At 71.6% G+C, this 12,575-nt stretch carries 13 protein-coding genes; 4 read left to right on the top strand and 9 right to left on the bottom strand.

The genetic code is table 11. The annotated features are described in order from the left end of the window. Positions 1–119: 119 nt before the first annotated feature. Positions 120–1,094: a universal stress protein gene (locus tag ACFYYB_RS28465; RefSeq protein ID WP_389438558.1), complete on the bottom strand. Its 975-nt coding sequence runs from the start codon at positions 1,092–1,094 to the stop codon at positions 120–122. Between the two features lie 193 nt (positions 1,095–1,287). Here ACFYYB_RS28465 and upp point away from each other — a divergent pair, with 193 nt between their 5' ends. After that, positions 1,288–1,923: a uracil phosphoribosyltransferase gene (upp, locus tag ACFYYB_RS28460; protein WP_254381950.1), complete on the top strand. Its 636-nt coding sequence runs from the start codon at positions 1,288–1,290 to the stop codon at positions 1,921–1,923. Between the two features lie 66 nt (positions 1,924–1,989). Here the strand turns inward: upp and ACFYYB_RS28455 are convergent, their stop codons facing one another. Together ACFYYB_RS28455 and ACFYYB_RS28450 are read right to left on the bottom strand one after the other, a co-directional pair. Further along, on the bottom strand, positions 1,990–2,640 hold the full coding sequence (locus tag ACFYYB_RS28455; RefSeq protein ID WP_389438556.1) for a LytR C-terminal domain-containing protein: 651 nt from the start codon (positions 2,638–2,640) through the stop codon (positions 1,990–1,992). 110 nt (positions 2,641–2,750) lie between these two features. Continuing rightward, the gene (locus ACFYYB_RS28450) at positions 2,751–3,047 is read right to left on the bottom strand and encodes a type II toxin-antitoxin system VapB family antitoxin (RefSeq protein ID WP_112446725.1); all 297 of its coding nucleotides are present in this window, start codon (positions 3,045–3,047) and stop codon (positions 2,751–2,753) included. Between the two features lie 88 nt (positions 3,048–3,135). On the opposite strand from ACFYYB_RS28450, the gene ACFYYB_RS28445 reads away from it, so the two are divergent. After that, the gene (locus ACFYYB_RS28445; protein ID WP_389438554.1) at positions 3,136–4,755 is read left to right on the top strand and encodes a helicase HerA-like domain-containing protein; all 1,620 of its coding nucleotides are present in this window, start codon (positions 3,136–3,138) and stop codon (positions 4,753–4,755) included. A gap of 89 nt (positions 4,756–4,844) precedes the next feature. Next, positions 4,845–5,780, top strand: a complete 936-nt coding sequence (opcA, locus tag ACFYYB_RS28440) for a glucose-6-phosphate dehydrogenase assembly protein OpcA (RefSeq protein WP_389438552.1) — start codon at positions 4,845–4,847, stop codon at positions 5,778–5,780. Here opcA and ACFYYB_RS28435 read toward each other — a convergent pair. Both ACFYYB_RS28435 and ACFYYB_RS28430 read right to left on the bottom strand, forming a co-directional pair. Beyond that, positions 5,726–6,202 carry a cupin domain-containing protein gene (locus ACFYYB_RS28435; RefSeq protein WP_389438550.1) on the bottom strand — a complete coding sequence of 159 codons (477 nt, stop codon included), beginning with the start codon at positions 6,200–6,202 and terminating at the stop codon, positions 5,726–5,728. The genes opcA and ACFYYB_RS28435 overlap by 55 nt on opposite strands. A gap of 43 nt (positions 6,203–6,245) precedes the next feature. After that, positions 6,246–6,896 (bottom strand): HhH-GPD-type base excision DNA repair protein, encoded by a 651-nt coding sequence (locus ACFYYB_RS28430; RefSeq protein ID WP_389438548.1) that lies wholly within the window; start codon positions 6,894–6,896, stop codon positions 6,246–6,248. Between the two features lie 106 nt (positions 6,897–7,002). On the opposite strand from ACFYYB_RS28430, the gene ACFYYB_RS28425 reads away from it, so the two are divergent. Continuing rightward, positions 7,003–7,815, top strand: coding sequence for a VOC family protein (locus tag ACFYYB_RS28425; protein ID WP_389438546.1), 813 nt, complete (start codon positions 7,003–7,005; stop codon positions 7,813–7,815). Between the two features lie 85 nt (positions 7,816–7,900). On the opposite strand, the gene ACFYYB_RS28420 is transcribed toward ACFYYB_RS28425, so the two are convergent. The 4 genes from ACFYYB_RS28420 to ACFYYB_RS28405 all read right to left on the bottom strand — a co-directional run bounded on the left by ACFYYB_RS28420 (position 7,901) and on the right by ACFYYB_RS28405 (position 12,547). Further along, entirely contained in the window at positions 7,901–8,248 is a 348-nt protein-coding gene (locus ACFYYB_RS28420; RefSeq protein WP_389438544.1) for a DoxX family protein, read from the bottom strand. Positions 8,249–8,358: 110 nt separating this feature from the next. Then, positions 8,359–8,805, bottom strand: coding sequence for a molybdopterin-dependent oxidoreductase (locus ACFYYB_RS28415; protein WP_389438542.1), 447 nt, complete (start codon positions 8,803–8,805; stop codon positions 8,359–8,361). A gap of 116 nt (positions 8,806–8,921) precedes the next feature. Further along, a complete protein-coding gene (locus ACFYYB_RS28410) occupies positions 8,922–11,714 on the bottom strand; it encodes a molybdopterin-dependent oxidoreductase (protein ID WP_389438540.1) in 2,793 nt (930 codons plus the stop codon). Further along, positions 11,711–12,547, bottom strand: coding sequence for an FAD binding domain-containing protein (locus tag ACFYYB_RS28405; protein ID WP_389438538.1), 837 nt, complete (start codon positions 12,545–12,547; stop codon positions 11,711–11,713). The genes ACFYYB_RS28410 and ACFYYB_RS28405 overlap by 4 nt, the downstream gene beginning before the upstream one ends. Between the last annotated feature and the right edge of the window lie 28 nt (positions 12,548–12,575).

Below are 12,575 nucleotides of genomic sequence, written 5' to 3'. Positions count from 1 at the left end.
TCAGTCGGATTCCGACAAACCCGGCTACCCGGCTACGCGGACTCCTCGGTCGACCCGGGAGGCGCCGGGGCTCGCGGGGTTCTCGGGGCCGTGGGGGCTCCGGGGGCCTCCTGCGAGTCCTACGAGTCCGGCGACCCCGGCGACTCCTGCGACTCCTGCGACTCTGACAGCGTCGGGACGACCGCCACCGGCCCGTGCGCGTGCTGCAGCACGGCGTTCGCGACCGAGCCCATCATCAGGGACCGGATGTGCCGGCGCGGGTGGTGGCGGCCCACGACGACCAGCGCCGCCGAGTTCGAGGTGGCGACGAGGCGCCCGGCCGCGTCCCCGGGCACCGCGGCCTGCTCGACGGGCACGGTCGGGTACCTCGCCCGGAACGGCGCGAGCCGTTCCGTCTGGGAGCGGAGCATCTCCCGCTCGGCCGGCACCGCGTTGTCGTCCTCCCCCACCAGCGCCTCCGGCGGGATCACCGCGAACGGGCTGTCGATCACCATCGTCGGCGACGGCGGGATGCTGTACGCGGAGACCACCTGGAGCGTGGTGCCCCGCGCGGCGGCCTCCGTGAACGCGAATTCCAGTACGTTGTCGGGCGTCTCCGCGGCGTGCAGTCCCAGCACGACCCGGCCGGCCGAGGGCTGGGAGGCCACGTCCACTCCGCGCGCCTCGTGCGCGACCACGACCACCGGGCAGCCCGCGCTGGTGGCCACGGCCCGGCTGTTCGAGCCGAGCAGCAGCGCGGCGAAGCCGCCGCGGCCCCGGGAGCCCATCACCAGCATCCGGGCGCCCTCCCCGATGTCCCGCAGGGCCTCCGGGACGGAGCCCTCCAGGGACTCGTAGCGGACTTCGGCGGGCAGCTCGCCCCCGGTGGCCAGGTGGGCCCGTAGGCGCACGCTGACGGGGTCCTCGACCTCCTCGGGCTCGCTGCGGTCCTGGAGCGAGGAACGGCGTGCCGCGTACAGCTGGACGCTGTCGGACAGCACGTGGGCGACGACGAGCCCGGTGCCGTGGCGCACTGCCGCAGCCCTTGCCCACTCCAGGGCCTTGAGGCTGTGTTCGGATCCGTCTACGGCGGCGATCACCCTTGCGTGGCTCATCCGTCCAGCGTGCTGGGGGTCCGGGCGGGTCGCATCTCCAGCGCTTTCCGGGCGTGGCCGCCCCTTCGGGCGCGAAGGGGCGGGCGCAGCGCGTAGCCTTTTGGGTGTGGGTCGCGTGTTTGCGGCCGTTTTCGCAGGTAGCGGCGTCGCGGGCCGTGGCTTTTGCTGCGGCAGCCAAGTCTTGGAGGATGTTGTGCGTTTGCAGGTAGTGGATCACCCCTTGGTGGCGCACAAACTCACCACTCTGCGCGACAAGCGCACCGACTCCCCCACCTTCCGTCGGCTCGCCGACGAGCTGGTGACCCTGCTCGCGTACGAGGCCACCCGGGACGTGCGCACCGAGCAGGCCGACATCGTCACCCCGGTCGGCCCGACCACCGGTGTGAAGCTCTCCTACCCGCGGCCGCTGGTCGTACCGATCCTGCGCGCCGGTCTCGGCATGCTCGACGGCATGGTGCGGCTGCTGCCGACCGCCGAGGTCGGCTTCCTCGGCATGGTCCGCAACGAGGAGACCCTGGAGGCCTCCACGTACGCGACGCGCATGCCGGAGGACCTCTCGGGCCGTCAGGTCTACGTGGTGGACCCGATGCTCGCCACCGGCGGCACGCTCGTCGCGGCGATCAAGGAGCTCATCAAGCGCGGTGCGGACGACGTGACCGCGGTGGTGCTGCTGGCCGCGCCGGAGGGCGTCGAGATCATGGAGCGCGAGCTGGCCGGCACGCCGGTGACGGTGGTGACGGCCGCGGTGGACGAGCGGCTCAACGAGCAGGGCTACATCGTGCCGGGGCTGGGCGACGCGGGCGACCGCATGTACGGCTCGGCGGAGTAGCGGAGTAACGGCGCAAGCGCGAAGAAGCCCGGCCTCCCCCAGGGGAGGCCGGGCTTCCTCATGCGGTCAGCACTTCTTGGCGGGCGCGGGCTGGGGGTTGGCCAGGGCGGCGAGGGCCTTGTCGGCGTCGGCCTTCGGCGTGAGCGTCTGGAAGGCGTCGCCCAGGATCAGGTCGATGTCCGCGGTCTCGCGGGCGTCGGTCTGGTGGGTGGCGCCGGCGAGGTTGGTGCCGAGGACGGAGAAGGCGGCCTTGTCCGTCTGCGGCGAGCCGACCAGTATCCCGGCGCCCGGGACCTTCTTGTCGAAGTCGGCGGGGGCGTTGCCGACCTTGCCGATGGTGAAGCCGCGGCTCTTGAGCTCATCGCCCACGGCCTTGGCGAGGCCCGCGCGCGGGGTCGCGTTGTAGACGTTGACCGTGATGCCGCCGGGCGCCGGGAGGACGACCTTCGGCGCGGCGGCGGGGGTGGCGGCGGAGCCCGCCTTGGGTGCGGGGGTGGCGCAGTCCTTGGCCGCGGCGGCGGTTTTGCGTTTGTCCGCGTCACCGCCGAACACGTCGATGAGCTGCACGGCCCCGTAAGCGATCAGGGCGAGCCCGATGATCGATCCGAGCACCACGAGGACGATCCGGCGGCGGCGTCGAGGGCGGGTCATGCGGGGGTAAGCCGCTCCCGTGACCTTGTACTTTCCGCCCATGCCAGGGGGAGTGAGCATGCTCATGTGCGCAGCGTAATGCCGACCGCTGCCGATGCCCACCGAATCATCTGTTGATAGGGCAAGGCTGACCCGAAAGGCGCAACCGGGACCTATCCGACACCGGACGGAGCGGGTCAGCCCAGTTCGAGGACGCGCGCGTGCAGGACCTGGCGCTGCTGGAGCGCGGCCCGGACGGCGCGGTGTAGACCGTCCTCCAGGTACAGGTCGCCCTGCCACTTCACGACATGGGCGAAGAGGTCCCCGTAGAAGGTCGAATCCTCGGCGAGCAGCGTTTCGAGGTCGAGCTGGCCCTTGGTGGTCACAAGCTGGTCGAGCCGGACCGGGCGCGGGGCGACATCCGCCCACTGACGGGTGGTTTCCCTGCCGTGGTCGGGGTACGGCCGCCTATTTCCGATGCGCTTGAAGATCACACGGAAAGCCTACCGGGCAGGGGCCTGCGGGCGCAGCCTTGCGATGACGGTGCAAAGGTGGCGAATAGCGCTATTTCGGGAGTGATATATGAGTCAGAGCACCGACCCCGCGTCCCCTGCCGAGTCCCCTTCCACATCCCCCGCCCAGTCCCCTGCCGCGTCCCCCGCCGGCCAGATCGCCGCCGGGTACGCCTTCACCGGACCCGCGCTCGATCTGGGGGCCCTGCTCTGGGACGGGGCCTGCCTGCCGGAGCACCAGATCCGCATCCCGCTGTCGATGCTCAACCGGCACGGCCTGGTCGCGGGCGCCACCGGAACCGGCAAGACCAAGACGCTGCAGCTCATCGCCGAACAGCTGTCGGCCAACGGCGTTCCGGTCTTCCTCGCGGACATCAAGGGCGATGTCTCGGGCATCTCCGCCCCCGGCGCGGCCAACGAGAAGATCGGGGAACGCGCCAAGGACGTGGCCCAGGAATGGGAGGGCGCCGGATTTCCCAGCGAGTTCTACTCGCTGGGCGGGATCGGCCCCGGAATCCCCCTCCGGTCCACCGTGACGAGCTTCGGCCCGGTCCTGATGTCCAAGGTGCTCCAGCTCAACCAGACGCAGGAGCAGTCGCTGGGGCTGATCTTCCACTACGCCGATACCAAGGGCCTGGAGCTGATCGACCTCAAGGACCTGCGGGCCGTCGTCGCCTTCCTCGTCTCGGACAAGGGGAAGCCCGAGCTCAAGGGCATCGGCGGACTTTCCACGGTGACCGCCGGAGTGATCCTGCGGGCGCTCACCGCCTTCGAACAGCAGGGGGCCGCGGAATTCTTCGGCGAGCCCGAATTCGACACCAGTGAATTCCTCCGGACGGCGGCGGACGGGCGCGGGCTGGTCTCCGTCCTGGAGCTCCCGGCGGTCCAGGACAAACCGCAGCTCTTCTCCACTTTCCTGATGTGGCTGCTGGCGGACCTGTACACGGACCTGCCGGAAGTCGGCGATCTGGAGAAGCCCAAACTGGTCTTCTTCTTCGACGAGGCGCACCTGCTGTTCAACGGGGCCTCGAAGGCCTTCCTCGAGGCCATCACGCAGACGGTCCGGCTGATCCGTTCCAAGGGCATCGGCGTCTTCTTCGTCACCCAGACCCCCAAGGACGTGCCGGCCGACGTGCTGGCGCAGCTCGGCAACCGGGTGCAGCACGCCCTGCGCGCCTTCACCCCGGACGACGCGAAGGCGCTGAAGGCGACGGTGAAGACCTTCCCGAACTCCGCCTACGACCTGGAGGAGCTGCTGACCCAGCTGGGGACGGGCGAGGCGGTGATCACGGTGCTCAGCGAGAACGGCGCGCCGACCCCGGTGGCGGCGACCCGGCTGCGGGCCCCCCAGTCGCTGATGGGGCCGATCGACGCGGCCGCGCTGGACCAGGCGGTGAAGTCCTCCCTGCTCTACTCGCGCTACGCGGAGCCCATCGACCGGGAATCGGCGTACGAGAAGATCAGCGCCGAACAGGCGGCGGCGGAGGCGGAAGCCGAGGCGGCGGCCGCGGCGGCGGAGGCCGAGAAGCAGGCGAAGGCGGCCGCGAAGGCCGCTCCGAAGCCGGATCCCTCGCTGGCGGAGCAGGTGGTGGGCAGCGGGCTCTTCCGCTCCCTGGCCAGGTCGATCGGTACGCAACTGGGCCGCGAGATCTCCCGGTCCATCTTCGGCACGGCCAGGCGGCGCCGCTGACACCGCGCGGGGAATCCGAACCTGACGGGGAATCCGTCCTGACCGGGAATGCGTACCTGAGGCCCCGTCCGGCCTGCGAGACTCGGAGCATGCGGACCGAACTCACCGATACGACCTCCAGCAAGGTCAACCGGGCCCTGCTCGACGCGCGACGGGCCATCGGGAGTCCCACGATGGGGCTCGTGCTCAACCTCCTCGTCGCCACGGACGAGGAGAACGCCTACGACGCCGTCCGCGCGGCCTCCGAGGCCTCGCGCGAGCACCCCTGCCGGATCATCGCGGTGATCAAGCGCACCGCACGCGGACCGCACCGGCTGCGTCAGAACCGGCTCGACGCCGAGCTGCGGGTCGGCGCCGACGCCGGGTCCGGGGAGATCGTGCTGCTCCGGCTGCACGGGACGCTCACCGAGCACGCGGGCTCCGTGGTGCTCCCGCTGCTGGTGCCGGACGCGCCCGTGGTGGCCTGGTGGCCCGCCGAAGCCCCGGACGCGCCCGCCCGGGACCCGCTGGGCGCGCTCGCGCAGCGCCGGATCACGGACGCGGAGGCGGCCACCGACCCGGTTGCCGCGCTCGACGCCCGGGCCGGCGCCTACGCGCCCGGGGACACCGATCTGGCCTGGACCCGGCTCACCCCGTGGCGTTCGCTCCTGGCCGCCGCCCTGGACCAGAAGCCGCTTCCGGTGACGGGCGCGGCCGTGGAGAGCGAGCCCGGCAACGCGAGCTCCGAGCTGCTGGCCCGCTGGCTGGAGGACCGGCTCGGCGTGCCCGTGGAGCGGGTGGCGACCGAGGGCCCGGTCATCACCCGGGTCCGGCTGACGACCTCCGCCGGGGAGATCCGCGTGGACCGCCCGGACGGTGTCCTGGCCACCCTGCTCCTGCCGGGCAGCCCCGACCGCAAGGTCGCGCTGAAGATCCGCAGCAGCGCCGAGCTGATAGCGGAGGAACTGCGACGGCTCGACGCCGACGAGGTCTACGCTTCGGCGCTGCGCTTCAGGCGGCCGGCCCAGGCGTCGCTCTCCGCGTAGTGGTTGTCGTAGACGGGCTGGCTGTCGATGAGGTCCTGCACCGTGGCCTCGCCGGCCCGGACCCGGCCGAGCAGCCGGTAGTAGTCGAAGCGGCCCATGCCGGGGGTGAAGCCGACGAAGACCTCGGCCGTACTGTCCGCGGCCGGGGCGAAGGCGTGCTTCACGCCGGGGGGCACGGCGAGGAAGTCGCCCTTGGTCAGGGTGTGTGTCTCGTCGCCGAGCAGGACGTCGAGCGTGCCGTCCGTGACGTGGAAGAACTCGGTCGCCTTGGTGTGGAAGTGCACCGGGGCACCCGCGGCGCCGACCTCGAAGGTGGCCGTGTTGCAGGTGAGCTCGGCGGTGTCCGTGAGGAGCGTGATCAGGCTGCCGGGGGCGTCGGAGATGATCTCGGCGGTGGCGGCGCGGGTCAGGTTCTCAGTCATGATCACGAGCTTAGGGACAGGATCTGACAAAAGGGCCCGACTCTCACCCGAACGGCTGATTCTGCTTGCCGGCTCCGCCGGCGGCCGCTTTCCCGGTCGTCGTGGCCGCCTTCGCGGCGGCCTTCGCCTCCTGCTTGTGCGCCCGCACCTTGGCCAGCGATTCCGGGCCCGTGATGTCCGCCGCCGACCGGTAGACGTTCGCCGGCCCGTACCCGCCGGCCGCCTCGCGCCAGCCGCGCGGGCGCACCCCGAACCGCTTGCCGAGCAGCGCCAGGAAGATCTGCGCCTTCTGCTCCCCGAAGCCGGGCAGCGCCCGCAGCCGCGCCAACAGCTCGGCGCCGGTCCCCACGTCGGTCCACACGGCCGCCGCGTCCCCTCCGTAGTGCTCCACCAGGTACGCGCACAGTTGCTGCACCCGCTTCGCCATCGCGCCCGGGTAGCGGTGCACGGCCGGTTTCTCGGAGAGCAGCGCGGCGAACGCCTCCGGGTCGTAGGCGGCGATCGCGTGCGCGTCCAGGTCGTCGGAGCCCAGCCGCCGGGCGATCGTGTAGGGCCCCGAGAACGCCCATTCCATGGGCACCTGCTGGTCCAGCAGCATCCCGACCAGCGCGGCGACCGGGCTGCGGCCGAGCAGCTCGTCGGCCTCCGGCTGCTGGGCGAGCCGGATGGTGACGCTCTTGTCCTTGTCGTCCATGGCTCCAGGGTCTCGCGCGGGCGCTCCCCGCGCGATCGTCCGGACCCCCGCCTAGCGTGAGTACCGAGAGGGGTCACGTCGTACACCACACAGGAGTCGATCGATCATGGCTGAGTTCACGGAAGGCGCGCCCTGCTGGGTGGACGCGATGTTCTCCGATCTCGAGGGCGCCAAGACCTTCTACGGCGACGTACTGGGCTGGACCTTCGGGGAGTCCAGCAGCGAGTACGGGAACTACACGCAGGCCTACTCCGACGGCAAGGCCGTCGCGGCCGTGGTGCCGCCGATGCCGGGCGCGGAGGGCCAATCGCAGTGGTGCCTCTACCTCGCCTCGCCCGACGCGACCGCCACGGCGGCGAAGATCAAGGCCGCCGGCGGCGAGGTCCTGATGGAGCCGATGCAGGTCGGCTCCTTCGGCACGATGGCCATCGCGAAGGAGCCCAGCGGCGCCGTCTTCGGCGTCTGGCAGCCGGGCGACCACAAGGGCTTCGAGAAGACCGGCGAACCGGGCGCGTACTGCTGGGCCGAGTTCTTCTCGCGCGACGTGGCCAAGCCGGACGCGTTCCTCCCCCAGGTCTTCCCGTACGGGACCCGGCAGATGGACCTCGGCGACGATCCCGAGGCGGCCGGCATGGACTTCAAGGTCTTCAGCCTGGGCGGCCCGGAGAACCCGGTGCTGGGCCGGATGAACATGGGCACCGACTTCCCGCCGGAGATCCCCTCGTACGTCCAGGTCTACTTCGCCGTCCCGGACTGCGACGAGGCGGTCGCGAAGACCCAGGCCCACGGCGGCAAGCTGCACTTCGGCCCGATGGACAGCCCCTTCGGGCGCTTCGCGGCGGTGGCGGACCCGCAGGGCGCGGCGTTCGCCGTGATCGACGTGGCGAAGACGGTCGGCGAGATGCCGACGTTCACCTGACGGACGGGAGGCCGGTGCGGGGCCCCCGCCCCGCAAGCGCCCCCCCGCCTGCAAGCTCCCCGCACCCTCCGCACCCTCGGACGCCCTACGCGGCGAAGCCGAGGGCGAGGGCGGCGACGACCGGGGCCGCGTAGATCACCGGGAAGGGGACGTGGGCGTAGGCCCGGGCCCGGACCACGGTGATCACGGCGCCGGTGTAGTAGAGGACCAGGCCGATGCCCGCGGCGATGCCGAGGGCCGGGACGAAGAGGCCGGCCAGCAGGCCCAGGGCTCCGGCGGCCTTGGCCGCGCCGAGCGGGGTCCACCAGGCACCGGGGACCTCGTACTGCTCCATGGCCTCCACGACCCAGGGGGCGCGGCGCAGGAGCGAGTACCCCGAGAAGCCCGACATGGCGGCTGCGAGGACGGTGACGACGGTGGCGGCGATGTTCATGAGGTACTCCTCGGCGGTCGGTGTTTTTCTTCCTCACCGCACTGACACGCGCCGCCGCGCGCATGTGACAGGCCCCCGGAGAATCTTTCGCCGGCGCGTCGGACCCCGCCCTACAGGCCCAGGCTCGGCGGCGACAGCGCGCCGAACCACACGTGCGTGACCGCGCTGACGTAGCGCGCCCCGCACCGGTCCGAAGGGACCACCAACTGCGCACCCGTCTCGTCGAGGTCCTCACCGTCGAGGCGGGTCGCCAGCAGCACCGGGCTCGCGCCGAAGTCGGCGTCCAGCTCGGCCCAGGACAGCATCGAATGGTGTCCGTCTCCGCCGGTCACGGCGAGCAGGAACCGCGAGCGGTCCTTGCGGCGACGGGCGTCGAAGGCCGGGCCGGCGTCCGAGATGACCTCGCGGAGCAGCGGGCCCTCGAACACGTGGTGCTGCGGCCCGTTCGTCGCGCAGTCGAACGTGACCGCGGCACGGTGCTGTGCCCAGTCCCGAAGGTCCGCGACGCTGAGCGCCGCCGGGTGGTCCAGGTCTCCGTGCAGCATGAGTTTGGCCATGGCTCACTCATGCCCGGCACGACGCTGTGCAGAACCTCATCTGCAAGGTTGGTAGCATGATATGAGCCGCAACTGTGTCCATGTTGGTCGCATCTGCCTCGCAGATCGTGTGACCTTCAGGATCGGCCCCCGCCTCCCGCTTCGTGGATCTTCTGCCAGACCACGTCCCGCGTCACCGGCAGCTCCGTGAAGCGGATCCCCGTCGCGTCCCGCAGCGCGTTGGCGAAGGCGGGGCCCACCGGGTTGAAGGGGCTCTCGGACATGGACTTGGCGCCGAGGGGGCCGATCGCGTCGGAGGTCTCCATGAAGTGGACCTCGGTGCGCGGGACATCGGCGTACTGCGGGAGGCGGTAGCGGCGGAAGGCGGCCGTGGTGACCTCCCCGCGCTCGTCGACCCGTACCGTCTCGAAGAGGGTGGCGCCCAGGGCCTGGGCCACGCCGCCCTCGACCTGGCCGCGGCACTGCATCGGGTTCATGACCTTGCCCGCGTCGGCCGCGTGGACCGAGCGGAGGATCTTCATCTCGCCCGTGCCGGGGTCGACCGCGATCCGGAACCACTGGGCGTTGAAGGCCACCGAGCGGGGGGAGCCGCCCCAGTGGCCGTCGGCGGCGATCTCGTCGAGCTGGCCCTTGTCGTACGCCGCCTCGTACAGCTCCTTGAGGGTGACGACCCGGCCCGCGCAGTCGAAGGCCTCGGCGCCCGGCGTGCACAGGTGCCGGGCCACGCCCGTATGGCGGGCGGCGAAGGTCTTGAGTCGCTCCGCGAGGGAGTCGGCGGCCAGCAGCACGGCCTTGCCGGCCACCACCGTGCCGGCCGAGCCGAAGGCACCGGTGTCGTGGCGGACGACGTCGGTGTCGGACTGGCGGACGCTGATCCGGTCGACCGTGGTGTTCAGGGCTCCGGCGGTGATCTGCTTGTGGACGGTGGTGGTGCCGTTGCCGAACTCCGCCGTGCCCACCGCGATGTCGTACGTCCCGTCCCGCAGCAGGCTGATCCGGGCGTCGGCGTAGTGGCCGCCGGGCGGACCGGTCGCGATCATCGCGACGGCCGTGCCCGTGCCCGTGAGCCAGCCCTCGGGGACGTCCTCGTGGCTGCGGTCCTCGGCGATGGCCTTGCGGACGACGTCCATGCACTGCTTCATCCCGTACGAGGCGATGAAGAGGTCCTCCTCGTGGCCGATCGGGGTGACCATGTGGTCGCCGGGGCCGATGACGTTCTTCTCGCGCAGTTCGAGCGGGTCCATGCCGAGCCGGACGGCGAGCTCGTCCATGACCGATTCGAGGGCGAAGAGGACCTGCCCCAGGCCGTAGCCGCGGAAAGCGCCGGCCGGTACCCCGTTGGTGTAGACGGAGTACGCCTCGACCTCCTTGTTCGGCGCCTTGTACACCGCGAAGGACTCGCCGACGCTGTGGAACATGACGGCCGGGCCGTGGTTCCCGTAGGCCCCGGTGTTGGACACGACCCGGATCCGGAGCGCCGTGAGGGCGCCGTCCGCCTTCGCCCCGATCTTGATGGTGATCTTGAAGGGGTGGCGGGTGGTGGCACCGTAGAACTGCTCGGCGCGGGTGAATTCGAGCTTCACGGGGCGCCGCAGCTTCAGGGCGGCGAGGACCACGATGTCCTCGGTGAGCATTTCCTGCTTGCCGCCGAATCCGCCGCCCACACGGCCCGCGACGACGCGGACCTCGTCCTCGCCGAGGTCGTAGAGGGCGCACAGCGCCCGCCGGGTCAGGAACGGCGCCTGGGTGGAGGAGCGGACGGTGATCCGCTCGCCCGGGGAGCCGTCCTCCTTGGGCTCGAAGTACGCGACGCTGCCGTGGGTTTCGAGGCTGGCGTGCTGCACGCGCTGCGTCAGATAGGTCTCCTCGTGGACGACGTCGGCCTCCGCGTAGCCCTGCTCCATGTCGCCGAGGGTGTGGTGGACCTCGCCGCACACGTTGTTCTCGGCGCGGAAGATGCCCGACTCGGGTCCCTTGGGGTGGAGGACGGGCGCGCCGGGCAGCATCGCCTCCTCCGGGTCGATGACGTACGGGAGTTCCTCGTACGTGACCACCACGCGGCGGCAGCCCTCCTCGGCGGCCTGCTCCGAGTCGGCGACGACGGCCGCGACGCGCTGGCCGACGAAGCGGACCACGTCGTCCAGGACGCGGGTGTCCATCGGGTCCTCGGTGGGGTGCTCGTGGCGGGCGCTCGAGTACAGGCGGTCCGGGGCGTCGCGGTGGGTGAGGACCGCGTGCACGCCGGGGACCTGGAGGGCGTCGGTGGTGTCGATGGAGACGATCCGGGCGTGCGGGTGCGGGGAGCGCAGCAGCTTCATGTGGAGCAGGCCGGGGACGTCGACGTCGAAGGTGTAGCGGGCCGTGCCCGTGACCACCTGCGGGCCGGCCGGCGCGCCGAGGGATTTGCCGACGGCCTGACCCGCCTCGGGGGTTTCGACGTGCTGCACGCCGCGTACGGCGTCCTCGATGGCGCGGTAGCCCGTACAGCGGCAGATGTTGCCCTTGAAGGCGCGGGGGAGGTCGTCGAGCTTGCCGTCGTCGTGGGCGGTGCCCCGCTCCGCCTGGAGGGCGGAGGTGGTCATCAGGAACCCGGCGGTGCAGAAGCCGCACTGGAAGCCCTGGGCGTCGAGGAACTGCCGCTGGACGGGATGGAGCTCGCCGCCGGGCGAGCAGAGTCCCTCGACGGTGGTGACGGAGCGCCCCTCGGCTCGGACGGCCGGGTAGAGGCAGCTGTGGACCGGCTGCCCGTCGACGTGGACGGTGCAGGCGCCGCAGTCGCCCTGGTCGCAGCCCTTCTTCACGCCGAACCAGCCGCGCTCGCGGAGGTAGGTGCGCAGGCACTGGCCGGCGCGGGGCTCCTCGGTGAAGTGCTGCTCGTTGATGTCGATCCCGTAGCTTCCGCCGCTCATCGCCGTTCCTCCGGAGCGTCCGCGTCCGCCAGTTCGCGGCGGACCTCCTCCGCCAGGCGCAGGCCCATGTGGCGCCGCCAGGCGGGCAGTCCGTGGATGTCGTCGTACCACTCGTCGGGCCGGACGGTGTCGTCGATCGCCCGGCGCAGCTCGGCCGCCGTGGGCGGCAGCGCGAACCAGAAGCGGAACGGGCGGGTGGTCGCGGCCGACACCGTGACGGCGAGCGAGCCGTCCCGGGGGTCGTGGGCGCCGATGACGAGGGCGCCGGAGCGGCCGAGACCGTAGAGGGAGCACTGCCGGAAGGCCGTACGGGAGTCCAGGGCGCGGGCGGGCAGCCGCACCGAGCGCAGCAGCTCGCCGTCGCGCAGGTCCTTGACGCCGGCTCCGCGGATGAAGTCGGTGACGGGCAGGCGCCGGGTGGCGCCGTCCTGGCCCTGCAGGAGGACCGTTCCGTCGAGGGCGGCGGTGAGGGAGATCATCGGGCCGGCGGGGAGGCCGTTGCAGAGGTTGCCGCCGACGGTCGCCATGTTCCAGATCTTGAAGCTGGCGAGGAAGGCCCGGCAGCACTGTTCGAAGAGCGGCGCGGCCGTGGCGGGCAGGGTCCGGGCGAAGCGGGACAGCTCGGTGATGGTGCAGGTGGCGGCAATGTCGAGGGAGCCGTCGGGCTGCCGGGACAGCGGGGGCCAGCCCATCCGGGAGAGGTCGACGAGACGGCGGACGTGGGGCTGGGGCTCGGAGAAGAGGTACGTCCCGCCGCCGAGCCAGGCGTCACCCGGACGCCAGGGTTCGCGGCGGCGTGCGTCGCGTACGTCGAGCACCGTGTTGAGGTCCATTTCCCGCCATCCTTTCCGTCTTCCGTCG

The organism is Streptomyces sp. NPDC002886 (genome assembly GCF_042888445.1).
GTDB lineage: Bacteria > Actinomycetota > Actinomycetes > Streptomycetales > Streptomycetaceae > Streptomyces.
This window is presented reverse-complemented; position numbering and strand designations above follow the sequence as displayed.

Bases quoted from the DNA above. Each gene is read 5' to 3' on its own strand.
- ACFYYB_RS28405 (WP_389438538.1), bottom strand. From the start codon at position 12,547: ATGGACCTCAACACGGTGCTCGACGTACGCGACGCACGCCGCCGCGAA.
- opcA (WP_389438552.1), top strand. From the start codon at position 4,845: ATGCGGACCGAACTCACCGATACGACCTCCAGCAAGGTCAACCGGGCC.
- ACFYYB_RS28435 (WP_389438550.1), bottom strand. From the start codon at position 6,202: ATGACTGAGAACCTGACCCGCGCCGCCACCGCCGAGATCATCTCCGAC.
- ACFYYB_RS28410 (WP_389438540.1), bottom strand. From the start codon at position 11,714: ATGAGCGGCGGAAGCTACGGGATCGACATCAACGAGCAGCACTTCACC.
- ACFYYB_RS28415 (WP_389438542.1), bottom strand. From the start codon at position 8,805: ATGGCCAAACTCATGCTGCACGGAGACCTGGACCACCCGGCGGCGCTC.
- ACFYYB_RS28455 (WP_389438556.1), bottom strand. From the start codon at position 2,640: ATGAGCATGCTCACTCCCCCTGGCATGGGCGGAAAGTACAAGGTCACG.
- ACFYYB_RS28420 (WP_389438544.1), bottom strand. From the start codon at position 8,248: ATGAACATCGCCGCCACCGTCGTCACCGTCCTCGCAGCCGCCATGTCG.
- ACFYYB_RS28465 (WP_389438558.1), bottom strand. From the start codon at position 1,094: ATGAGCCACGCAAGGGTGATCGCCGCCGTAGACGGATCCGAACACAGC.
- ACFYYB_RS28430 (WP_389438548.1), bottom strand. From the start codon at position 6,896: ATGGACGACAAGGACAAGAGCGTCACCATCCGGCTCGCCCAGCAGCCG.
- ACFYYB_RS28445 (WP_389438554.1), top strand. From the start codon at position 3,136: ATGAGTCAGAGCACCGACCCCGCGTCCCCTGCCGAGTCCCCTTCCACA.
- ACFYYB_RS28425 (WP_389438546.1), top strand. From the start codon at position 7,003: ATGGCTGAGTTCACGGAAGGCGCGCCCTGCTGGGTGGACGCGATGTTC.